The following is a 22,014-nucleotide window of genomic DNA, read 5'->3' on the forward strand; positions in this document are numbered from 1 at the left end:
AGATTCACCGTGTCCGAAGCCAAACTCAACCTCCCGTTCACCGGCATCCCGTCCTTCATGCGGGCCCCGATCGTGAACGACCTCGACGAACTCGACGCCGACATCGCGATCCTGGGCGTACCCAGCGACGAGGGCTCCCCCTGGTACCCCGGCGCCCGCATGGCACCACGCCAGATCCGTGAAATGTCCGTCCGGTACGCCGAGTACGGCCCCACTCAGCGCCACGGCGGCTATTACGACCTCGACGAGGACCGCCGGTACCTCGTGCACGAGACGAAGAACAACCGCATCGTCGACTGCGGCGACGTCGACATCGTCTACACCAACCCCGAACAGACGATGAGCAACGTCACCCGCTCGGTGCGCAAGATCCTCGATGCCGGCGCGCTACCGGTCGTCTACGGCGGTGACCACGCCATCTCCTACGGCGTCGTACGCGCCTACGAGCAGCCGGTCATCCTCATCCACTTCGACGCGCACCTCGACTTCCGGCCCTTCGTCCACGGCGCCCACTACGGCAACGGCAGCCCGGTGCGGCAGATGGCATCCCTGAAGCAGGTCGGGCAGATGGTGCAGGTCGGCATGCGCAGCATGCGGATGAGCCAGGACGATCTGGCCGACGCCCGGCAGCACGGCAACGACGTCATCACGATGAAGCAGTACCGCCGGCACGGTCTTGAGCGGCTGCTCGACAGGATCCCCGAGGGCGCAGCCGTGTACGTCAGCATGGACATCGACGTGCTCGACATGCCGCTCGTCCCGGGATGCGCCTCTGCCGAACCCGACGGGTTCGGCTACGAGGAGATGAAGCAGACCCTGTTCGGCATCGCCCGGCACGCCGACGTCGTCGGCTTCGACATCGTCGAGATCAACCCGATGATCGACGTCCGGTCCAACAACACCTCCCTGCTCGGAGCCCAGTTGGGCGTGGAATTCATGGCACGCGTGGCCGACAGCGATCCGTTCCTGCGCAGGAACGGCCGACTCCCGGCCGCCGAAGCCACCCCTGCCAACTGACCCTGGGCCCGGGCAGCGCGGCCTCGGGGCGCCTGACCGGCGGCGACCACAGCGGAGTCGCCGAGTCAGTCGACCGCGGCGGCGAGGGCGTGGTTGGTGTCGACCGCGTGAACTGTTGAAGCTGATCGGCGACGTTCTCGACCTCGTCGACGGTGACCGCGTGACCTGGGCCATGGACATCAGCACACAGGAGGGCGCGGGCGGATGCTGAGGAGCGTTGATGATGACGACGTCGCAGTGCGGCACCAGGTCGGCGGCGACTCGTGGAACACCAGGCCCAGTTCGCCCTCGATGTCGGCGGACAGGCGGTGGTCTGTCGGTCTAGTGCAGGTTGACGTCGAAGGGAGCCAAGTGTCGCAGTACGGCCTGGCCGATGCGGCCGGCGATGTTCCACCCTCCCTCCCGTGCGATGTGGTGGGAGGGCAGGTGGTCGCGCACCAGCGCCAGGATCGACATCACGACGTGCTCGGCGACGCTGATGCTGTTGGAGGACGCGACCTCGGCGACGGCCACCGTCATGGGCGATGGCGGCATCGAGGTCGACGTGGTCGGAGCAGATGCCGGCGGTGATGGCCAGCTTGAGGTTCTTGACGGCTGAGATGCGCTCGGCAGTCAGGTAGGCGGGCCAGAACGGCTGAGAGATCGCCACGTCGGCGTCGGGCAGCGCACGGTCGAAGACGCTGCCGTCGCTCTCCTTGTCAGAGGTGACGGCCAGGGTGTGGCCGCGGCTTTCCAAGAAGGCCCGCAGGCCGAGTTGGCCGGAAACGCTGCCGAGCAGGTGACCAGGAGCGAAGTCGGTGCCCAGGGGTATCGATGGTGGTCTCGGAGAGTGCTCAGGCAAAGGCCCGCAGGAGGACGAGAGAGCCGCGGTAAACGGGGCGGCTGCGCAGGTGGCCGAAGGCTTCGTCCCATGCGCCGGAGCCCAGGGCTCGGCGCAGCGAGATGTCGAACTCCTGACGTGCGCGGTCGTCGATGAAGCTCCATGCCGAACACGCCTGGCGGGCCGCAGGGTCGAGGAGTATCTCAGGGCGGCCGTAGTACGCCTCGTTGAAACCGTCGGTGCAGTCCAGCGGAATGGGGACGGCCTCGACGGTCACGGTGCCGCCGAGGGCTTCGGTCAGGGTATTCAGGGACGGGTAGCGGCGGGCCTCGGTGTCGAGAACGTCGGGCGCGTAGTCGTAGAGCCAGAAGTCGCGTACGAGGGTGGGGTCGCAAGTGAGGACGACGACCGGGCCGCGGGTCACGCGGCGCATCTCCCGCAGACCCGCGGCGGTGTCGGACCACTGATGGACGCTGAAGAGGGCCATGGAGGCCTCGAACTGATCGTCATCGAAGGGCAGGTCCTCGGCGACGGCGTCGATGGCGGTGGCCAGTTGGGCCGGACGCTGGGCGCGCATGGCCAGGGACGGCTCGACCGCGGTGACGGTGTGCGCGGGGTTCTCGTAGGAGCCGGTGCCGGCGCCGACATTCAGGACCGTGTCGGCGCCGCCCAGGGCCCGGGCGATGACGTGGGCGATGCGTGCATCGGGGCGGCGGAAGGAGGAGTAACCGGAGCCGATGGCGCCGTAGTCGACATCACCGGCACTGCCGTCGTGAGTTCGAATGACCATGAAAGACCTCGCCTTGTGGGCCTGGACCTGACCGGAGCGGTCACACCCCCACCGCACCGAACTACGCCTTCATCTTGCATCTGCTAGGCAGACTTGTGCATAGGACTGGCTCATGCTTGGTGGAACATTCAGATCACTTGCATCTGCGACCCTGTTCGGTTTGTAGGTTGTGTCGGCGCTTCTTCGCCGCCCGGCCGCCCTTCACCCTCCTCCTGGTGGGAGTAGCGCTGACCGACCCACGGGTCGGCCAGGTTGTGAAAGCCGCGCTCCTCCCAGAATCCGCGCCTGTCCTGCGTCATGTACTCGATCCCACGCAGCCACTTGGGGCCCTTGTAGCCGTACAGGTGCGGCACCACGAGACGCAGCGGGAAACCGTGCTCGGCGGTGAGCGGCTCGCCGCCGTGATGGGTCGCCATGAGCGTGGTCTCGGCGGCGAGGTCGGCAAGCCGCAGGTTGGCGCTGTACCCGTACTCGGCCCAGGCCATGACGTGCTCAACACCCTCGGCCGGTGGAGCGAGGTCCAGCAGGAGACGGGCGGGCACGCCGAAGAAGGTGTGTCCGATGGTGCTCGTACCCGAAGCGCAGTGCAGGTCCGCGTGCACGGTGTCCCTGGGCATGGCAGTGACCTCGTCGAAGGTCCAGGAATGAGTCCCGCCGCTCGCCGTCGCGCCGAAGACCTGCAGCCTCCAGCGATCCGGACGGAACCGTGGCACCGGCCCGTAGTGCGAGACCGGCCACCCTTTGGCCAGGCGCTGACCGGGCGGCAGCATGCCTTCCTTCATCGACAGCCCCACCATCTACATAGGTCGCAAATTCCAGGAATAATCCTACGTGTAGCCAGCACATGCGAGCCACATTGAACCGTGCGGTGGGAATTTGCCGAAACCTGTCGCGATGCCGGAGGGGCTGTACCGCACGATCCGCGGCTCGCGGCACAGCCTCGGCAGGCGATCAACCGGGAGACGCAGCCGCTGGTCCGGCCCAGGCCGGACCAGACGCGGTCGACGTGCACGTTCGTCGACTTCACGCGCGCCGTGGCCCGCATCCCCACCTCGAGGCCGAGTTCTTCGACGGCCTCCCTGGTCACGAGGGACACCAGCCGGTGCGGGCCGGCCTGGATCCCGACCTGGGCGATCCCGCCACGCGCCATCGCAGCCGCGAACGCCGCGAGGTCGCGTCCCTCAATGAGACGGTTCCAACGGGACATTCACGGACGTACTACGTTTACGGTGGTGGCCCGCCACCGCACCCTCATCACCATCCCCAGACCTGTGAGGCAACACCCCATGAGTTTGAGCATCCGCAACCAGCTCCCGGGAACCATCACCTCCGTCACCACAGGCGAAGCCATGGCGACCGTCAAGGTTCGCCTGGGCGGCGGACAGGACATCACGGCAGCGATCACCACCGAGTCCGTGAAGGACCTCGGCCTCGCCGAAGGCGCCGAAGTCAAGATCCTCGTGAAGTCCACCGAGGTCTCGCTGGCCACCGGCCCCCTCCAGGGTCTTTCCATCCGTAACCAGATCGCCGGGACCGTCACCGACATCGCGGTCGGCGGCGCCATGGCCTCCGTCAAGGTCGATGTCGAGGGCGGCACACTCACCGCGGCCATCACCAGGGACGCCGTGGCCGACCTCGCCCTGGCTGCAGGCTCTCCGGTCGTCGCGCTGATCAAGTCCACCGAGGTCTCCCTCGCCGGCGTCTGATCCAGACGCCGAAGCAGTGGCCCGCGCCCTCCACGGTGCGGGCCTGCGGGCCTGGAGTGCAGCCACTGATCCACGCGATCGCTCAGGGGGGCGGGGCATGTGCTGCGGCAACTCGAGTACCTGGTGGCTCTCGCCCGGGAGCAACACTCGGCCGCGCTGCTGAGGTGTGCTTCGTCTCCCAACTCTCTCTGTCTGCCGGCCTACGCAAACTCGAGAGCGAACTCGGCATCCCCCTCATCCGCCGCGGCGCCCGTTACTGGTGTGGGCGCACCGCATGCTCGCTGAGCACGCCGCACTCACCGTCGCCAGCCTGAAAGACGGGCGAGGTCCCGATTCCGCAAGTAGTGTCCGTGGCCTCCCGAATGCTGGCCCTGGGCTGCACCGAACTGTCGCTCGGCGACACCATCGGGGTCGCCACGCCCGGCAGGGTCTCCGCATTGCTGGACGCCCTCACCGCGAGCGGCCTGCCGGTGGAGAACATCGCGGTGCACTTCCACGACACATACGGTCAGGCCCTCTCCAACACCCTGACGGCTCTGCGGCACGGAGTGACCACGGCCGACGCCTCCGCCGGCGGCCTTGGCGGTTGCCCTTACGCGAAGTCCGCCACCGGCAACCTGGCCACCGAGGATCTGCCGTGGCAGCTCGCGGGTCTCGGCATCGACACCGGCGTGAACCTGGACAAGCTCGTCGAGACGAGTACCTGGCTCGCCGGCCTGCTCGGCCGGCCCAGCCCCTCCCGCACCGTCCGTGCCCTCGCCGGCAGCTGATGCGGGAGTTGCGCCGCCCGCCGGGCCTCCGGCGTGCGGCGGAGGCCCAGCGCGTTGGGGATGCGGTTACAACTTCTCGTCCACGACCCGGTTGTGGGTCTTGCCGATGCCTGTGACCTCGACGGTGATCTCGTCGCCGGAGTGGAGGAAGAGCTGAGGGTCACGGCGGTGGCCGACGCCGCCGGGGGTGCCGGTGAGGATGACGTCGCCGGGCTGGAGGGCCGTGAACCCGGAGACGGTGCTGATGAGTTGGGGGATGGAGAAGATCAGGCGGTCGAGGGTGGAGGACTGGAGGACTTCGCCGTTGAGGGTGGTGGTGATGCGCTGGGAGTCCAGATCGATCTCGTCGGGGGTGACCAGGCAGGGGCCGAGCGGGGTGGAGTTGTCCCAGGCCTTGCCCTGGAGCCACTGGTGCGTCTTGTACTGGAAGTCGCGCATGGTGATGTCGTTGGCGACGCTGTAGCCGAGGATGTGGCGGGGGGCATCCTCGGGGGTGATGCGGCGTCCGGGGCGGCCGATGATGACGGCCAACTCGCCTTCGTAGTCGACTTGTTCGGACTCAGGGGGCAGGGGGATGTCGTCGTGGGCGCCGATGAGAGCGGAGGCGAACTTGGTGAACAGCACGGGGTAGGTGGGCAGTTCGCGGCGGGTCTCTTCAACGTGGGCGTGGTAATTGAGGCCGACGCAGAAGACGCGGCGCGGGTCGGCGACAGGGGCCAGGCGGCGGGCTCCGGCGGGGAAGCGTGCGCCGGTGTCGCGGTCGGCGGCGGCGAGGCGGTCGGTGTCGGTGGTGGCGTCGATGGTGGTGATGTCAGTGAGCGGGGTGACGTGGTCGCCGTTCAACTCGCCCACGCGGATGGTGTCGTTGTCGTCGTAGTAGCGGACGTAGCGCATTGCTCTCCTTGGGTCGGGCGGAAGGGGCTTCGGGGTTCAGACGCCCACGAGCGGGCGGGGCCGCGGGGCGTCGGTGGTGGTGCACCAGCGGGTGAGCCAGGTGTGGAGCTGTTCGTCATCGCCCGGCGTCCAGGTGGCGGCGATGAACCGGTCGGGGCGTACGAGGAGGAACCTCCCGCGGTGCGGGGCGAATTCACGCAGGAGGCCGCCGTCGACGTCGACGGCCAGGGTGGTCCCGGTGTCACGGGGCAGGGTCTGGTCGGCGACGACGTGGAGGGGGTGGGCTCGGACCGGTGCTGCGGCTTGCCGGGCCACGGGCCAGGCGTGGGCGGGGACGTCGACGCCGATCAACGCCCATTCGTTGCCGAGGAGTTCGTCGAGCATGCGGACGCGGCTGGTGCCTGCGTCGAAGGCGCGGGGCTGGCCGACGGCGGTACCGGCACCCGGGTCGCCGGTACGGGAGAGTCCGTCGGTGGCACTCGTGGCGGGGCGGTAGCGCATCTCCTCGAGCCAGTTGCGGCCCTCGTCGGTCTCGAGCATGCGGCCGATGATGCGGTCGCGGGCGGCGGCCAGACGGTGGGAGGTGGTCATCACCACCCGGCCGAGGCGCTGGGAGGTACGGATGGTGGCGGCGACGTGGGGGCGGCGCTCGGAGCCGTAGGTGTGCAGGGCTCTTTCGTGGAGGGTGCCGTCCAGGACACCGGCGATCTTCCAGCAGAGGTTGGCGGCGTCCCGGACACCGGAGTTGAGGCCCTGCCCGGCGAAGGGCGGCATCATGTGGGCGGCGTCGCCCATCAGGAAGACGTTTCCGGCCTGCCACTGGCGGGCGTTGAGGGCGTGGAAGCGGTAGACGACGGCACGTTCGAGCTGCTCGGGAGTGAGCGTGCGGTGGGGGGCGAGGAGCTTCTCGATCAGGGCGAAGTCGGGATCGGTCCCGGGGGCTGCCTCGCCGGGCTTGAGGCGGAACTCGTAGCGGCAGCGGCCGTTCAGGCCGGGGACGATGACGTGGGGACGTTCGGGGTCGCCGTGGTGCATGGCGTAGCGCTGGGTGTGGGGGTCCTCCAGGGTGTCGGCCACCAGCCAGCTGTCGGAGTAGGAGCGTCCGTCCATGTCAATTCCCAGGAGGGTGCGCACGGTTGAGCGTCCGCCGTCGGCGCCGATGACGTAGCGGCCGCGCACGTGCCGGGTGCCGCCGGCTTCGACGGTGGTGACGCGGATGTCGTGACCGTCGCGTTCGAGACCGGTGACGCGGGAGCCGAAGCGCACCCGGATGTGCGGGGAGGCTGCGAGGACCTGGCGCAGGACGTGTTCCAGGTCGGGCTGGGCGAAGGGGTTCTTGAAGGGGAAGCCCAGGCGGTAGGGCGCAGGTCCGGTGGCCTGGAAGAGGGGGCTGCCCTCGGTGTCGTAGTAGACGGTTCCGGTGCCGGGGACGACGATCTCCAGGATCCGGTCGGCCACGCCTGCGGCCTGGTAAGTGCGCAGGGATTCGTCGTCGATGCTGATGGCTTTGGGTTCGGGGACGGGTTCGGCCTGAGCTTCCAGAACGAGGACGGAGAGGTTGCGGGCCGCCAGGAGGGCGGCTGCCGTCATACCGACGGGGCCGGCTCCGACGACGACCACGTCGACGGTCGGTTCTTCGCGTTTCACGAGGGGTTTCCCTTCTCCGTCGTGCCGTGGGGAGGGTGTACGCCGCGGCACGGAACAGTGTCCCGTAATTCAGGAACGCAGTCTCTGTGTACCGGACACTCTTGGCCAGATCAAGGGTTGACCGCCCCTGCCGGGCTCCCTACTGTACTGATTGCTAGGTCAGCCGTCCTATAAAAGGAGACACCATGGCCATCGTCGAGCTCGGACACACCGGCTTCTGGGTCGAGGACCTGGAGAAGATGCGCGACTTCTACACCCGCGTCCTGGGACTGACGGTCACCGACGAGGACGAGGAACTCGGCATCGTCTTCTTCTCCTCCCGCCCCAAGGAGGAACACCACGAATTCGTCCTCGCCAAGGGACGCACCGCCCCCATGGGGACACTGCTCACCCACCAGGTCTCCTGGCGCGTGGACTCCCTGGAGACGATCGTCGACTACCACCGCCGCTTCCGCGCCGAAGGCGTCCAGGTCCAGCAGGAAGTCACACACGGCAACGCCATCGGGATCTACTTCTTCGACCCCGAGGGCAACCGCAATGAGGTCTACCTGCGCATCGACAAGGACGTGCGCCAGCCCTTCCGCAAGTCCCTCGACCTCGACCAGGACCTGGAGCAGATCATCGCCGAGGCCGACCGGCTACTGGCAGAGGGCGGCGCCTCCTACCAGCCCGTCACCACCCAGCCCGACATGGCCGGTTGACGGCTGCGCCACGTCACTTCCCGGCCCCTCCCCCGTCGCCGAGCAGCGCTCCGCGGCGGGGGATGCGTTGTAATGAAGACCTGCGCTTCTCAGGCCGTGGCCAGCTCCAGCTGCGTGGTGACCTGCGCGGCCGCCTCACGCACCGCGCTCACCACCTCCTCCAGCCGGCTGTCGGGCACCCTCCGCTCCAGTGCCGCGATGCTCAGGGCGGAGACGACCGAACCCGAGGCGTCGAAGACAGGAGCCGCGACGCCCAGCACGTCCTCGTCCAACTCGCTCCAGGTCACGCACTGCCCTTCCCGGCGGATCGTCGCCAATCGCGCCTGCAGCGCGTCGACATCCGTGAGCGTGCGGGCAGTGAAGCGCTGCAGCGGCTCGCTCTCCAGCAGTCGGCGCGCCTCCTCCTTCGGCAGCCACGCCAGCAGCACCAGCGCCGCGGCGCCGGCATTGACCGGCAGAACGCCGCCGCGCTCGTAGGAGATGCGCACCGCGTGCCCGGCCTCGCACTTCTCCAGACAGATCGCCCTGGTTCCCGAGCGGCGGGTCAACAGCACGGTCTCCTGCACCTGCTCGCACAGCTTCTCCATGACCGGCACCGCGATCTCGGACAACCCGTAGCGCCTGCGGGCCAGGCGGGCCAGCTCCAGCACCCGCATCCCCAACCGGAACCCGCCGCGCGGGTCCTCCTCGAGAAACCCGCCGGCCACCAGACTCTGCAGGTACCGGTACGCGGTCGACCGCGCGGTGCCCAGCGCCTGCGCCACCTCCTGGCCGGACAACGACAGCCGCTCGTCGGAGAAGAGCCCAAGGATGTCCAGCGCCTTGTCGGCGGTGGAATTGCGCTCCCGGTACTGCCCGGAGGAGGCGGCGGGCACGGCACTCGACTCACGTCCTGTCATGCAGGACATGCTACCGGGAAACACTGCACGGGTAGACAGCGGGCCTCAACCGACCTCGCGGATCACCGTCGCCGGGAACACCCGCTACAGGGGACGGGCCGGTTCAACTCCCGTTTTCGGACAGAACCATTCGCGCAAACTCCTGCCCCGCATAGGAGAGTTGATCTTTTCGGTACAACAACGAATAGGTCCGCGTGATCGGGATGTCGAGATGGCGGGTAGTAACGCCCAGCCGGTGGAGAGTCTCGACAATCTGCAGGGGCAGCAAAGCGCAGCCGGCACCGGCCGCCACCAGCGATGCGAAGGAATCCATCAGCTGTGTCTCGACCGCCACGGTGAGGACCTGATTCGCATCGGCGAATGCACGCTCGACCACACGTCGCATGGACGTGTTCGGGGGGCTGACTATGAGCGGATAATGAGCGAGCTGCTCGATAGTGATGAGAGGGGCGTCAGGAACCACCATGTTCGGCGGAAACGCCACCACCATACCCTGCATTCCTGCCGAGAACTTTTGGATCGAACTCGGGGTCGCGTTGTCGTAGTGACTGATCACCAGTTCCACTGGGCCACGATCAAGGAAACGCTCGATGGGCTCTTCCCCGGTGAACGGTCCGAAATGTACGGAAAGTTTAGGGTACCGCTCCCGGAACCGAGCGATCCACTGAGACACGGGAACGGCCGCGAGAGCGGGCATCGCGGCTATATGGAATTCCCCTCTTGGAGAGTCCTTGATACCGTCAATCGCGGCTTTCGCACGTATGCCTGCGTCCACGAGCCTGCGGGCGGGTTGCAGCAGCGCCTCACCCGCAGTGGTCAATCTCATCCCTCGAGTGAATCGCTCGAACAATACTGCGCTGACTTCACGCTCCAGAGCCACAAGCGACTGTGAGAGTGCGGGTTGGGAGAGGTGTAGGTGTTCGGCAGCCCGCCCCATCGTGCCATGATCTGCGATAGCCAGAAAGTGGCTGGCCTGGCGGACTTCCATGGAACTGCCTCCTCAAGTTTTCGCAGTGACACCGCCCTCTACAGGGACAGCCGGCGATCGATCTCACGAAAGGCGAGACCCTCGGTCCTCGGGAGGGATTGCGCCGCAATCAAACCGACCACCGCGAAGAACATGACGTAGAAAGCCGGGATGTCGATACCCGGAAACCACATCGTCAACTGGGCGATAACATACGGGGCAGTTCCACCGGCGAGGATGTTCGCGATGTTGAACCCTAGCCCCATTCCCGTGGCACGGACAGATGTCGGGAACGATTCAGGCATGGCCGCACTGATGACCGGCATGAGGCCGCCGGCGAGGACACCCAGGCAGGCGTGAGCGGCTATCGCCAACGGAATTGAGCCGACTTGCATCACCTTGATCAGCGGCCAAACCAGTACGAACAGGGCAATCGCGGAGGCGTTGAAGGTCCTACGGCGGCCAAAGAGGTCGGTGAACTTACCGAACAGGAGCATCGCTCCCGCCGACACCAAAAGACAGACCGTGGTCGAGCCCATGGCCACACCTAGACTGTAGTCAAGGCTTTTCTGCAGGTAGACGGCCATGTAGACATATACCACCCAATAGCCCGCAACGCTCGTGGTCGCAATGCCGATCGTGCGAAGCAGCGCGCCGCGGTGGTTCTGAAGCAGTCCCCTGACAGGCAGGGGCGGAGTCTCTTTTGAGGCAATCGCACGCTTGAAATCGGGAGATTCTTCCAATTTAAGGCGTACATAGATTCCTATAGTACCCATCGGAACGGCCAGCAGAAAGGGTATCCGCCACGCCCAATCAACTGTCGCCTGTTCCGACGCCACGGCTGCGATGACGGCAACTGCCGCAGAGCCGAAGAGTGTTCCTATGACCACCCCGAGCTGAGTGAACCCGGTGTAGAAACCCCGTCGGCGCGGCTCGACGTGTTCGCCCACGAAGCAGACCGCCGCTCCAATCTCGCCACCGGCGGACATCCCCTGGATGCAGCGCAGTAGCACAAGCCCGACGGTTGCCATGACCCCGATACTCGAGTAGCCGGGAAGCAGACCGATTGCGACGGTCGAGCCAGTCATCACCAGCAGAGTGGAAAGCAACGATGTGCGTCGTCCCCATCGGTCTCCGACGTGGCCGAACACGATCGCGCCGATCGGTCGCACCGCGAACGCCACGGCCAGTGTCGCGAGAGTCCCCATCAGTGCCGTTGAGGAGTCGCGCTGAGAGAAGAACACGAGAGCCAAGGTCGTCGACAGGTAGCCGTATACGGCGAAGTCAAAGTATTCGACGACAGTGCCGACCGTGGCCGCTGTCACGACCCGCCGGGTCGTGGAGACATCACTCGTTGGCTCAGAATCGATGGTCGTAACGCTCATCAACCCTCCCTAAGATATGCCTGTGCAGCACTTGAGAATTCTCATGGTTGGCCAATACGGTGCGCCGCGCCGCCCATCGGAGGATGCAGGCCACACGCCCCTCTGGGGACTCCCGTTCATCAGAAGGGGTATGGGGCGGTAGTTGGCCGCATCGTGAGCCATTGCGTCTCGGTGAATGCCTCGATGTTCGCGCCCGCGCCGCCGAATCGGGCTCCATTCCCCGATGCGCGAGTGCCGCCGAACGGTGCATTGGACTCGTCGTTCACCGTTTGCTCGTTGATGTGAATCTTGCCGGAGTCGATCCTGTCGGCGAGGGTCATGGCATCGTCGACGTTGCCGAGGATTCCGACCGAAAGCCCATACTCACTGTCGTTCACGAGATCGACGGCTTCATCGAGGGAGGAGAATGTGAGGACAGGGGCTACCGGCCCAAAGACCTCCTCGCGCCAGGCCGGATTGTTCCGGGTAATGTCCACCATCACAGTGGGCGCGTAGAACAATCCGTCGAATGTGCCGCCTGTTGCGATTCGTCCACCTGCGCGCTCCGCACGTCGCACGATCTCGTCGATTCGAGACAACTGACCTTCGTCGATTATCGGACCCAGGTCGGCGGACGTAGCGGCAGGGTCGCCGACCGACAGCTTCTCCGCCTTTTCGACCAGCGCCGTCACATACTCGTCATAAAGCGACTCATGAACAATGTGACGGCCGGTGCTCATACAGACCTGCCCCTGGTGGTTGAACGTTCCGAAGGCGCCCGCGGACGCCGCCTTGGGAACGTCTGCTCCAGGCAGAACCACGAGCGCGTTGTTTCCCCCCAGTTCGAGGTGGGCGCGCTTGAGGAGTCGGGCAGCGGTCTCACCGATCTTTCGGCCGGCCGGTGTCGAGCCGGTGAAGGAGATGATGCGCACCTCCGGCGCCTCGACCACCGCTGCTCCAACATCTGCGCCCCCAGGCAGCAACTGGAGCAGGCCCGCGGGCAGCCCTGCCTCTTCGAAGACGCGCAGAAGTACCACTCCGCCGCACATCGTGGTTCGCGGATCCGGTTTGAGCAGCACGCTGTTCCCCAGCGCAAGTGCAGGTGCGATTGATCGCATTGCCAGTAGCAGCGGGACGTTGAACGGGGCGATGACACTGACCACGCCGGCCGGCCGGCGACGCGCGAAGGACCACCTGTCCTCGTTGGACGTCAGCACCTCACCTGCCGGATGGCTCGGCAGTCCCGCGGCGTCGAAACACTCCGCGGCCGCGGAGCGTGTCTCGTGCTCTGCTTTGGCGGAAGCGGATCCGCTCTCGCGGATGATCCATTGCGCGATCTCCGCGGCGTTCTCTTCGATGATCGAGCCGGCTCGGCGCAGGATCGCTGCTCGTTGCTCCGGGGGCAACGCGGCCCATGACCGCTGCGCCTCGGCGGCGGAAGTGGATGCACGAAAGACATCTTCCACCGACGCATTGCCGCACCGTGCAATCCGGTTTCCCGTGGCTGGTTCGACGACGTCGCGGGTGCCACCGCCTCCGACAGACCAACCGTCCACGAAGATTTGTCCTGCCCAAGCGGCAGTATCGGACAGCAACATGTACATCTCCTCGATGACGTTGGGGGACGTCCGACTCAGACGCTTGCCAATTCCACACCACGCTCGGCAAGTTCATCGGCGAAGAGCGGCATCACGAGCCGGCCGAAGCGCTCTGCTTCCTCGGCGTGCGGGTAACCCGACAGGCAGAAACTTGAGCACCCGGCCGCCATGAACTCGCGAATTGTGGCGGCCACCTGTTCCGGGTTGCCCACGATGGCCACGCCCGACCCCTCACGAACACTGGCGATTCCGCTCCACAAGTGGTCTGCGATCAGGTGATTCTCTGCCTTTGCCAGTTCCTTCATCCGAAGATTGGCCGTGGACTGGTCCCACTTGACGCTGGTCTCGCTGGGACCGTCAGCGGCGTTGGCGATAATCGCGTGCGCGGCATTCCACGCCTCGTCCTCGGTCTCTCGCACGACGACATGCAAGCGCATCCCGTACCGGAGGGAACGCCCCTCGGCCGCGGCGCGCTCGTCCATCTCTGCTACCAGCTTGGCGATGTTGTCCGGAGTGTCGCCCCAGAACAGATGCACGTCCGCGTGCTTCGCGCACAGCTCCTTCGCCGCCGGCGAGAGCCCGCCGAGATACAGGGGCGGGTATGGCGTCTGGTACGGCTTGGGGAGGACATTGACACCGTTGGCCTTGAAGAACGTGCCATCGACGTCGAACGGCTCGGTTTCCGTCCACGCCTCCTTCATGACCTCGAGCGATTCGGTGAGTACCGCGTAGCGTTGGTCATGGTCATGGAACATCCCATCAGCTGCCATCTCGACAGAGCTGCCGCCGGTGATGAGGTTGATGCGAACACGTCCCTGGCTGAGCTGATCGAAGGTAGAGATCATCTTGGCCATCAGTGTCGGTGCCATGAATCCTCCGCGGGCTGCCAGCAGAGGAGAGATCTTCTTCGTCTTCGCCGCGACCATGGCACAAGTGATGTAGGCGTCGTAGCAGTTGGTCTGCACGGGGACGAGAATGTATTCGAATCCTGCGTCCTCCGCGGTTTGTGCAACGTTCGTGAACAGTTCGATACTCTGAGGGATGGCTGCCTCGGCCACTCCGTGTGCGGCAGTGTCGCCCATTGTGGGAATGAACCAACCGAATTCAACTGTCATGAGTGCTCCTGCTTTCTATAGGAGGGAGTTTGAGTGACGGCGGATGACACCGTTGGCGGGCGACGGCCAGGGGTCGTGGGGGCGGCACAGTCAGGGCGCCACGCTCCGGGTGCTCCCGGAGGGCAACAGGGTGCCGTGGCAGGCTAGTTCGTCCTTGGGCGGGGACTGGATCCAGGCGTAGACGGCCTCGTGCGAGAGGGTCTGTCCGCCGGGCGACAGGACGCCTTCCACGACGGATACGGTGGCGTCTTCGAACTCCCGCTTCAAGCGGCCGGCGACCTGGTTCGGACTCTGGCCCCACCGCAGGTCACGATGTCCCGCTCCATGAGGCGTCGTTGAGGGCGCCGGCACAGCTGAGCGGCCCGTCGGTCGGGGATCAGCGTGCGGCCAGGCCCGCGTACCCGCGATCGTGGAAAACCAGCGGGTCCGCGATTTCGCCTTCGGACAAGCCGACCACCCTGACCAGGACGAGTTCGTGGTCTCCCGCCGATGACACCTGTTCGACTCGGCACTCAATGTGCGCGACCGCTCCCGGAAGGAGCGGAGACCCCAACGGCCCATGTGTCCAATGCACTTCATCGAATCGATCCTCGTGCTTGCGCACGATTTTGTCGCACATGAAATGCTGGCGGGACGAAAGAACACTGATCCCGAGAATTTCAGCAGCCCGTAGTTTGGGCCAGCTGGTCGAGGATCGGTCCACGAAGAATCCGGCCAGCGAAGGCTCCAGCGAAACGGACACAAAGGAGCCAACGACGATCGCCGCCCGACCATCCGGGTCTCCGGCCACGACTGCGACACTGGTCGGAACCTTCGCCATGGCAGCGCGCATGCGATGGGGTTCTATCGGGTGAAGTGAGGAATTCAAGGTGGCCATGTCGATCTCCTCCGGCTCGATATGTGCTGTGAGACACAAGCTAGAAGCTGCCGCCCGATCGAGTCCAAGTCGCTTTCCGTATGCTCTCGATAAGAGGCACTTATGGCTCTGCCTTAACCCCTGTGAGCTGCCACAACAGTCGAATGCAACCCACGCTGCGGCGCATCTGTCGGAGAAGTTCTCCCCGGAGTCCAGGCGCCCTTCGACGGGTATCTCGAAGACGTTGAGAGCCGGTTTCCACCGATGGTGGCGAGGACGTTGATGCCGCTCGAAACCGGAACGGGCCCCCGCACGGCTGCGCGGGGGCCCGCCGTCCTGCCCTGCGGCAGGACGGCACTTCCAGGTTCGGCCGGTACGCGGCCGGGTCTCGTCAGGCCTTACCCTTCGACACCACCCACTTCCCGCCGACCCAGTTGCCGACGGTCTCGTAGCCGGATCGGAACGAGCCGAACCAGTTCAGGGTGAGGTTCGCTTCCGCCCGCGACCGTACGGGGGTGTAGTCGTCGCCCGTGGTCTTCTTCGCCACATAGGGGAAGGGGTAGGCAGGGCGCTCAGCGGTCGTATTGCCGTCCTTGTCGAGGGACTTGGTGGTGAGGCTTGCGGGTGCCTGGCCCTTGGTGACCCACTTGGTGACGGCCGTCAGTGCGTCCAGGGAGTCCGGGCCCTGGCCGCCGCCGCAGTGTGCGACACCGGGGAGCAGGAAGAGCCGGGCGAAGGAGTTGGTGGCCGACTCGCCACCCATCGTCTTCTGCACGGCCTTGTAGTACGCCATCGTGCCGACGGCCGGGATGTGCTGGTCCCCGAGGCCGTGCCAGAGGATGAGCTTGCCGCCGGCCGCCTTGAACGCCTTGAGGTCGGGGTCGGTGGCGTCGTACATGCCCTCGTTCGGCTTCATGATCTTGTCGTAGTAGGCGGCCGTGAACTTCACGTCCTTGTACGTCAGCGTCGGCTGCGGACTGTCGAAGACCTGGTAACGGAGCGTCTCCCGGACGAAGTTGATGTCACCACTGGTGCCGGTGGCCGTGGCCGGGACGATGACGTTCGCCCAGTTCAGTTCCGAGCCGCGCAGCTGGTGACCGGGGTAGAGGAGCTTGCCGTGGGCGTCGGCTGGGCCGGCGTAGATGCGGCGCACCGTGGTGACCTGGTCGGCAGTGAGGCAGTAGTCGTCGGCCGTGGAGGTCTGTCCGGGGGCGCACCGGAGTTCGGCCGGGTCCCAGTCGCAGTCCAGCGGGTCGGCGATGAGGCCGTCGGTGGCGTCGCAGCCCTTGAGGACCGCCTTGTGCAGTGGGTCGAGGTCGGCCGTGGTGATGGTCGCGGGGCCGCCGTTCAGGTAGACGGACTGGGCGGTCCAGGCGTGCGAGAAGGTGTTGAGCGCGGTGAAGTTGTTGGCCGGTGCCCCGGCGATGATGCCGTCGAAGTCGGTCGGGTAGCGCTGGGCCTCGGTGAGGGCCTGGTGGCCGCCCTGCGAGCAGCCGTCGAAGTACGAGTGGGTGGCGGGCTGCCCGTAGTACTTCTTGACCAACACCTTTGCTGTCCAGGCGAGTTCGTGGTCCGACTTGTAGCCGAAGTCCGCGCGCAGGGTCGGGTCGGTGGAGAACAGGCCGCCGCCCTGGTAGTGCCCCTCGTCGCTGGAGGCGACGGCGAACGCGCCCTGGGTGAGCGGGGCACAGCCGGCCGAGGCGGGTGCGTTGCCCGCGTCGACGTTCCCGCAGAGTCCGCCGCATCCCAGCTGAAGGTAGTTCGCCTGCCAGCCGGTCTGGGGCAGCCGCAGCTCGAAGTGGATCTGCGGGGCGATCACACCCTTGACCACGCAGGCGTCCCAGTCGCCGAGCTTGTTGTCTGCGGCAGCCAGCTTGGTGGCTGAGGTGACCTCAAAAGGTGTGCCCGGTACGGCACTTGCCAGGTCGAGGCCGGTGACGTCGGCGCAGTCCATCGCCGGGGCGATGCCGGTCTCTGCCGCCGTCGTGACGGCCGAAGCGGAGGTTCGCGGGGCGTCGTCCGCAGCGTGCGCGAGGGCCGTGCTCGCGGCGGTGACGAGGGCGATCGCCGCGGCGAGCACGGCGAGGAGTGTGGCTGGCTTCCAGGGACACCAACGGGTCAGCTGATGCATACACGAGCTCCGTTCGAGTGCTGCTGCGGGTGGGGGGCCGGTGGAACGTAGCCCGGTGGAAACCAGGGGCGCAAGATGTGTCGACGTAATTGTTAACACTTTTGCCGATGGCCCCGTGCGCCTCTACGACCAGGCACAGCGCCGCAACGGCGAAGTCTTAAGCCGACGTAAGATCCGGCGCCGACCCCTGGATGCCCCCTGCGGGATCGGCGAGGCTGCCTGCGGCCTGCGGTGATGCGGGATCGCCGCGACCACACCACTCCCCCAAAGACAGGAGACAGCTGTGTCCATGACAGGCGCACGGGCCGCAACACGGGGCCCCTGGAAAGCGATAGTCGGCGGCTCGATCGGCAACATGATCGAGTGGTACGACTGGTTCGTCTACTCCACCTTCTCCGTGTACTTCGCGTCCGCCTTCTTCCCCGACGGGGACGCGACCGCTCAACTCCTCAACACGGCGGGCATCTTCGCGGTCGGCTTCTTCATGCGACCCGTCGGCGGCTGGCTGCTGGGCCGACTCGGCGACCGCAAGGGCCGCAAGGCCGCCCTCACGACGACGGTCACGCTGATGTCCCTCAGCGCCCTGCTCATCGCCACCGCGCCGACCTACACCCAGGTCGGCTACTGGGGCGCCGCCGTCCTACTGGTGGGGCGGCTGCTTCAGGGACTGTCGGTGGGCGGCGAGTACGCGGCCAGCGCGACCTATCTGGCCGAGGCGGCGCCCGATGACCGGCGGGGCTTCTTCTGCAGCTTCCAGATGGTGTCCATGAAGCTCGGCCAGCTGGTCGGTCTCAGCATGCAGATCCTGCTCCAGCAGAACATGTCCGAGGAAACCCTGTCCGCCTGGGGCTGGCGCATCCCGTTCGTGGTCGGCGCGCTCGGCTCGGCGGTCATCTTCTACCTGCGCCGCAGCCTGGTGGAGACCGACGCGTACGAAGAGACGAAGGAGGCGCAGTCGAAGGAGGAGCGCGGCGCTCTGCGGACCCTGTGGCAGCTACGGCGCACCGTTCTCCTGGTGGTCGGCTTCAGCATGGGCGGCACACTGTGCGACTACACGTACTCGACGTACATGACCAAGTACCTGCACAACACCGCCGGCTTGAGCAACATCGACGCCTCGCTGATCAGCTTTGTCGCGATCGTCGTCTTCATCGTCGTGCAACCGCTGGCGGGCGGCCTTTCGGACCGGATCGGCCGCCGACCGCTGCTGATCACCTTCGGGATCGGCGCCATGCTCTTCACCGTGCCGCTGATGACGGCGCTCGGGCACGTCTCGACCTTCGGCAGTGCGCTGCTGTTGATGGTGGCCGGACTCCTGATCATCACCGGATACACGTCGATGAGCGCCCTGGTGAAGGCCGAGCTGTTCCCGGCCCGTGTACGCGCCCTCGGCGTCGCGCTGCCGTACGCGGTGAGCAACGCCCTGTTCGGAGGAACCGCCGAGTACGTGGCGCTGTGGTTCAAGGACAACGGGATGGAGTCCGGCTTCTACTGGTACGTGACGGGATGTGCGGCGGTTTCCCTCATCGTCTTCCTCACCATGCGCGAGACGAAGGACGTCTCCCTCTCCCCCGGCAGCCGGTCCGGGCAACCCGCGGCGCAGGTCGCTGCCTAGTGTGAACCCCATGCGCGTACTGCTGATCGAGGACGACGAACGGCTCGCGTCCGCCCTCGCCACGGCCCTCTTCGAACGCGGTCACCTCGTCGACCGCGCCTCGCGCGCCGACGAGGGCCTGCGTCTGAAGGACCGTGCCGACTTCGTCCTCCTCGACCTCGGCCTGCCCGACATGGACGGTCTGGACATGCTCCGCCGGCTGCGTCGGGTCTCGGCCGTGCCGGTGATCGTGCTGACCGCGCGCGGCGACGAACGGACCGTGCTGCAAGGGCTGAGCTGCGGCGCCGACGACTACCTCACGAAACCCTTCCGCATCAAGGAACTGCTCGCCCGGATGACCGCCGTACGGCGCCGCGTCGGCGCCACCCCGCCGCCGTCCGACGGCGCCGCCGCCGCGCCCCAGGCACTGGACGTCGGCGACGTGCACATCGATCTCTCGGCCCGCCAGGTCACCGTGGCCGGAGACCCGATCGCCCTGACAGCCCGTGAATTCGGCGTGCTCGCCCTGCTCGCCGACACCCCCGGAGTGGTCCGCAGCCGCGAGGAGATCATGGACACGGTGTGGGGCGACGCCTTCCTCGCCGCCTCCCGCTCCCTCGACGTGCACATCTGGGGCATCCGCACCAAGACCGGCCGCCCCGACCTGGTCCGCACCCTGCGCGGCGTCGGCTATCGGCTGGGCGGCTGATGCGCCGTCGGCTCCTCGTCACCTACCTGGCGCTGATCGGCAGTGTCCTGCTCGCCCTGTCCCTCCCCCTGGGACTCGCCTACGCGCAGGAACGCACCGCCGAACTTCTTCTCGCCCGGCGCGCGGACGCGACCCGCCTCGCGGACCTCGCCGAACAGGCCATCCAGGAGAGCGACTCCCAGGTCCTTGAGGCAGAGGTCGCACGGTACGCCGATCTGTACGGCGCCTCCGCGGAGATACGGCGCGGCAGCACCACCGTGCTCGTCCGCGCCGGCGGCGGTATGCCCGGCAGCGGCGCGGAGTTGCGCCGGGCCCTGGCCGGCCGGACCACGCGCCACCTGCCGCTCGTCACACCTCCGGGCCCGGACCGGGTGGTGATCGCCGAACCGGTGGGCAGCGACGCACAGGTGCTCGGCGTGGTCCTGCTCGCCGTCCCGACGGACACCGCGCGCTCCGATGTGCTCCTGGTGTGGGTCGCGCTGGCCGGATGCGCCCTGGTGGCATTCGTGGTCGCGGTGGACGCCGCACGGCGCCTGGCCCGCTGGACTCTGCGCCCGGTGGCCGAACTCGACGCGGTCACCGAGGCCATCGCCCAGGGCACGATGACCGCGCGGATCACGTCCACGGGCACCGGCCCTTCGGAACTACGGCGCCTGGAACAGCGGTTCAACTCCATGGCCGACGCCGTATCGGCCTCACTTGAGCGGCAGCGGTCGTTCGTCTCCGACGCGTCGCACGAGATGCGCACCCCGCTCACGGTGCTCTCGCTCCGCCTTGAGAATCTGCGCCCGCACGTGACGGACAGCGGCGTTGGCCGCTACGGGGAGACGATGGAGGAACTCGACCGCATCGGAACACTGCTGGAAGATCTTCTCACCCTCGGCCGCATCGAGGCCGGTTCCTCTGCCCATGCCCGGCCGATGGACGTGGCCGCCGAACTCACCGCGCGGCTACGGGTGTGGCAGGAGGTGACCGACGCCGTCGGCCTGCACCTGCGCACCGTCGTGCCCGAGTCCCTCGTAGTGCGCTGTCCGCCCGATACCCTCGGCCGCATCACGGACATCGCGGTGGACAACGCGGTCAAGTTCCTCCGCCCCGACGGGCACATCACGGTCACGCTCACCCGTGGCTCCGCTCGGGACGCCACCACGGTGCTGCGGATCGCGGACGACGGCCCCGGCCTGGCCCAGCAGGAACTCGCCTTCGCCCGTGACCGCTTCTGGCGTTCTCCCCGGCACACCACGATCGACGGCAGCGGCCTCGGCCTCGCCATCGCCGACGAACTGGCGCGCGCGGTGGGTGGCACGCTGGACCTTCGGGCGGCACAACCACACGGGCTGCTGGTGGAGTTCCGGCTACCCGCCCCCCGCTGACCACTACGCACACCGCGCTCAGCCGTAGACACTGCGGTAGTACCGCACCGCACCGGGATGCAGCGGCACCGGCCCCGTCCCGATGGCATACCGCTCGTCCAGGTAGGTGCCCGGCACCTCCGGGCCCCGCAGTGTCTGCCGGGCCGCGAACATCGCACGGGTCACCTCGTACGCCGCCTCGGCCGACAACGCGGAGCGGGCCATCAGGTACGTGGGCACTCCGACCGTCGGCACCTCGGATGTCTGCGCGTACGTGCCCGCGGGGATCGACACCTGGACGTACACCGGTCCGTGCCGGGCGCGCACCGCCTTGGCGTACCCGTCCAGTGGGATGAGCGTGATGTGTTCCTTCGCGGCCAGCACGTCGACCCCCTGTGCCGGAACGGCGCTGGAGGCGAAGAACGCGTCGATCTCGCGCCGCTCCAAGGCACGGGCCGAGGCATCGATCCCGAGGTGGCGCAGCCGCACCCGGCCGTCGAGGCCGGCGGCGGCCAGCACCCGCGTGCCGACGGTGACCGTGCCCGATTCCTCGGCCCCGACCGACACACGTAGACCGGCGAGATCCTCCACTCGGTCGATTCCGGAGGCCGAACGAGTCACCAGATGCGTGTAGTTGAGGTAGATCCGCGCCAGCGCACTGACCGGTTCGGGACGGGGGAAGGTCCCGGCCCCCTCGTACGCGTCGGCCGCGCTGTCCCCCAGTACGAGACCGAGGTCCACGTCACCGGAGCCGAGAAGCCGGGCGTTGTAGATGCTCGCGGAGGTATTGACCGCGCGGAGCGCCACGGACGGCGCCCGCCGGTTGATCTCGCGGGCCAGCCGCCGGCCGAAGATCCCGTACGGCGCTCCCGCAAGCCCCGTGGCCAGGACCAGCCGATGCACCGGTCTCCCGACAGGCCCCGTGTCCGGGAGCGCGGCGGTCGCCGCGGCCCCGAGCGCGAGCAGGGCGCGGCGGGGCAACTGGCGACGGGCAGGCACACGGTGATCCTACGATCCTGTCCGCTGCCGGTCGGCCACCGGACACCTTCTCCTCGGGCTCCGACGTCCCGGTCCTCGTGAGGTG

20 protein-coding genes and 3 pseudogenes are annotated in these 22,014 nt (G+C 67.1%); 8 read left to right on the top strand and 15 right to left on the bottom strand.

Going from position 1 to position 22,014, the window contains the following annotated elements:
* The first annotated feature begins 9 nt into the window (after nucleotides 1-9).
* Complete coding sequence (locus ABT004_RS14280) at nucleotides 10-1,017, top strand: arginase family protein (protein ID WP_351335721.1); 1,008 nt, start codon at nucleotides 10-12, stop codon at nucleotides 1,015-1,017.
* A gap of 201 nt (nucleotides 1,018-1,218) precedes the next feature.
* Here ABT004_RS14280 and ABT004_RS14285 read toward each other — a convergent pair.
* The 4 genes and pseudogenes from ABT004_RS14285 to ABT004_RS14300 all read right to left on the bottom strand — a co-directional run.
* Nucleotides 1,219-1,825: pseudogene (locus ABT004_RS14285) on the bottom strand (NAD-dependent formate dehydrogenase); the annotation flags it as partial.
* A 25-nt stretch (nucleotides 1,826-1,850) separates the two neighbouring features.
* A complete protein-coding gene (locus ABT004_RS14290; RefSeq protein ID WP_351335723.1) occupies nucleotides 1,851-2,627 on the bottom strand; it encodes a class I SAM-dependent methyltransferase in 777 nt (258 codons plus the stop codon).
* Between the two features lie 128 nt (nucleotides 2,628-2,755).
* A complete protein-coding gene (locus ABT004_RS14295; protein WP_351335726.1) occupies nucleotides 2,756-3,409 on the bottom strand; it encodes a molybdopterin-dependent oxidoreductase in 654 nt (217 codons plus the stop codon).
* A 212-nt stretch (nucleotides 3,410-3,621) separates the two neighbouring features.
* A pseudogene (locus tag ABT004_RS14300) lies at nucleotides 3,622-3,819 on the bottom strand (TOBE domain-containing protein); the annotation flags it as partial.
* A 94-nt stretch (nucleotides 3,820-3,913) separates the two neighbouring features.
* Between ABT004_RS14300 and ABT004_RS14305 the strand changes: the two are divergent.
* The 3 genes and pseudogenes from ABT004_RS14305 to ABT004_RS14315 form a co-directional block, all read left to right on the top strand.
* A complete protein-coding gene (locus ABT004_RS14305; protein ID WP_351335729.1) occupies nucleotides 3,914-4,333 on the top strand; it encodes a TOBE domain-containing protein in 420 nt (139 codons plus the stop codon).
* A gap of 164 nt (nucleotides 4,334-4,497) precedes the next feature.
* A complete protein-coding gene (locus ABT004_RS14310) occupies nucleotides 4,498-4,647 on the top strand; it encodes a hypothetical protein (protein ID WP_351335731.1) in 150 nt (49 codons plus the stop codon).
* 6 nt (nucleotides 4,648-4,653) lie between these two features.
* Nucleotides 4,654-5,103: pseudogene (locus ABT004_RS14315) on the top strand (hydroxymethylglutaryl-CoA lyase-like TIM-barrel protein); the annotation flags it as partial.
* Between the two features lie 66 nt (nucleotides 5,104-5,169).
* Here the strand turns inward: ABT004_RS14315 and ABT004_RS14320 are convergent.
* Nucleotides 5,170-5,997 carry a fumarylacetoacetate hydrolase family protein gene (locus ABT004_RS14320; protein WP_351335734.1) on the bottom strand — a complete coding sequence of 276 codons (828 nt, stop codon included), beginning with the start codon at nucleotides 5,995-5,997 and terminating at the stop codon, nucleotides 5,170-5,172.
* Nucleotides 5,998-6,033: 36 nt separating this feature from the next.
* Nucleotides 6,034-7,644 (bottom strand): bifunctional 3-(3-hydroxy-phenyl)propionate/3-hydroxycinnamic acid hydroxylase, encoded by a 1,611-nt coding sequence (locus ABT004_RS14325; RefSeq protein WP_351335736.1) that lies wholly within the window; start codon nucleotides 7,642-7,644, stop codon nucleotides 6,034-6,036.
* Nucleotides 7,645-7,829: 185 nt separating this feature from the next.
* Here ABT004_RS14325 and ABT004_RS14330 point away from each other — a divergent pair, with 185 nt between their 5' ends.
* Nucleotides 7,830-8,345 carry a VOC family protein gene (locus tag ABT004_RS14330; protein ID WP_351335739.1) on the top strand — a complete coding sequence of 172 codons (516 nt, stop codon included), beginning with the start codon at nucleotides 7,830-7,832 and terminating at the stop codon, nucleotides 8,343-8,345.
* 89 nt (nucleotides 8,346-8,434) lie between these two features.
* Here ABT004_RS14330 and ABT004_RS14335 read toward each other — a convergent pair whose 3' ends face one another.
* From ABT004_RS14335 to ABT004_RS14370, 8 genes are all read right to left on the bottom strand, one after another.
* Nucleotides 8,435-9,244, bottom strand: a complete 810-nt coding sequence (locus tag ABT004_RS14335) for an IclR family transcriptional regulator (protein ID WP_351335742.1) — start codon at nucleotides 9,242-9,244, stop codon at nucleotides 8,435-8,437.
* Between the two features lie 103 nt (nucleotides 9,245-9,347).
* A complete protein-coding gene (locus tag ABT004_RS14340) occupies nucleotides 9,348-10,232 on the bottom strand; it encodes a LysR family transcriptional regulator (protein ID WP_351335745.1) in 885 nt (294 codons plus the stop codon).
* A gap of 38 nt (nucleotides 10,233-10,270) precedes the next feature.
* Nucleotides 10,271-11,596: an MFS transporter gene (locus ABT004_RS14345; protein WP_351335748.1), complete on the bottom strand. Its 1,326-nt coding sequence runs from the start codon at nucleotides 11,594-11,596 to the stop codon at nucleotides 10,271-10,273.
* A 119-nt stretch (nucleotides 11,597-11,715) separates the two neighbouring features.
* Nucleotides 11,716-13,173, bottom strand: coding sequence for a benzaldehyde dehydrogenase (locus ABT004_RS14350; protein WP_351335750.1), 1,458 nt, complete (start codon nucleotides 13,171-13,173; stop codon nucleotides 11,716-11,718).
* Between the two features lie 35 nt (nucleotides 13,174-13,208).
* The gene (locus tag ABT004_RS14355) at nucleotides 13,209-14,288 is read right to left on the bottom strand and encodes an LLM class flavin-dependent oxidoreductase (protein WP_351335752.1); all 1,080 of its coding nucleotides are present in this window, start codon (nucleotides 14,286-14,288) and stop codon (nucleotides 13,209-13,211) included.
* A gap of 90 nt (nucleotides 14,289-14,378) precedes the next feature.
* Entirely contained in the window at nucleotides 14,379-14,519 is a 141-nt protein-coding gene (locus tag ABT004_RS14360; protein WP_351335755.1) for a hypothetical protein, read from the bottom strand.
* 145 nt (nucleotides 14,520-14,664) lie between these two features.
* Nucleotides 14,665-15,165 (bottom strand): flavin reductase family protein, encoded by a 501-nt coding sequence (locus tag ABT004_RS14365; RefSeq protein ID WP_351335758.1) that lies wholly within the window; start codon nucleotides 15,163-15,165, stop codon nucleotides 14,665-14,667.
* A 370-nt stretch (nucleotides 15,166-15,535) separates the two neighbouring features.
* Nucleotides 15,536-17,275, bottom strand: coding sequence for a tannase/feruloyl esterase family alpha/beta hydrolase (locus tag ABT004_RS14370; RefSeq protein ID WP_351335761.1), 1,740 nt, complete (start codon nucleotides 17,273-17,275; stop codon nucleotides 15,536-15,538).
* 289 nt (nucleotides 17,276-17,564) lie between these two features.
* Here ABT004_RS14370 and ABT004_RS14375 point away from each other — a divergent pair, with 289 nt between their 5' ends.
* From ABT004_RS14375 to ABT004_RS14385, 3 genes are read left to right on the top strand one after another with little or no spacing between them, the layout of a single operon-like run.
* Nucleotides 17,565-18,890: an MFS transporter gene (locus ABT004_RS14375; RefSeq protein ID WP_351335763.1), complete on the top strand. Its 1,326-nt coding sequence runs from the start codon at nucleotides 17,565-17,567 to the stop codon at nucleotides 18,888-18,890.
* Between the two features lie 10 nt (nucleotides 18,891-18,900).
* Complete coding sequence (locus ABT004_RS14380; protein WP_351335765.1) at nucleotides 18,901-19,578, top strand: response regulator transcription factor; 678 nt, start codon at nucleotides 18,901-18,903, stop codon at nucleotides 19,576-19,578.
* Nucleotides 19,578-20,951, top strand: a complete 1,374-nt coding sequence (locus ABT004_RS14385) for a sensor histidine kinase (RefSeq protein WP_351335768.1) — start codon at nucleotides 19,578-19,580, stop codon at nucleotides 20,949-20,951. The genes ABT004_RS14380 and ABT004_RS14385 overlap by 1 nt, the downstream gene beginning before the upstream one ends.
* A gap of 18 nt (nucleotides 20,952-20,969) precedes the next feature.
* On the opposite strand, the gene ABT004_RS14390 is transcribed toward ABT004_RS14385, so the two are convergent.
* Nucleotides 20,970-21,929, bottom strand: a complete 960-nt coding sequence (locus tag ABT004_RS14390; protein WP_351335771.1) for a TAXI family TRAP transporter solute-binding subunit — start codon at nucleotides 21,927-21,929, stop codon at nucleotides 20,970-20,972.
* Nucleotides 21,930-22,014 lie beyond the last annotated feature (85 nt).

The sequence above is a fragment of the Streptomyces sp. NPDC002790 genome, assembly GCF_040295505.1.
Taxonomy (GTDB): domain Bacteria; phylum Actinomycetota; class Actinomycetes; order Streptomycetales; family Streptomycetaceae; genus Streptomyces.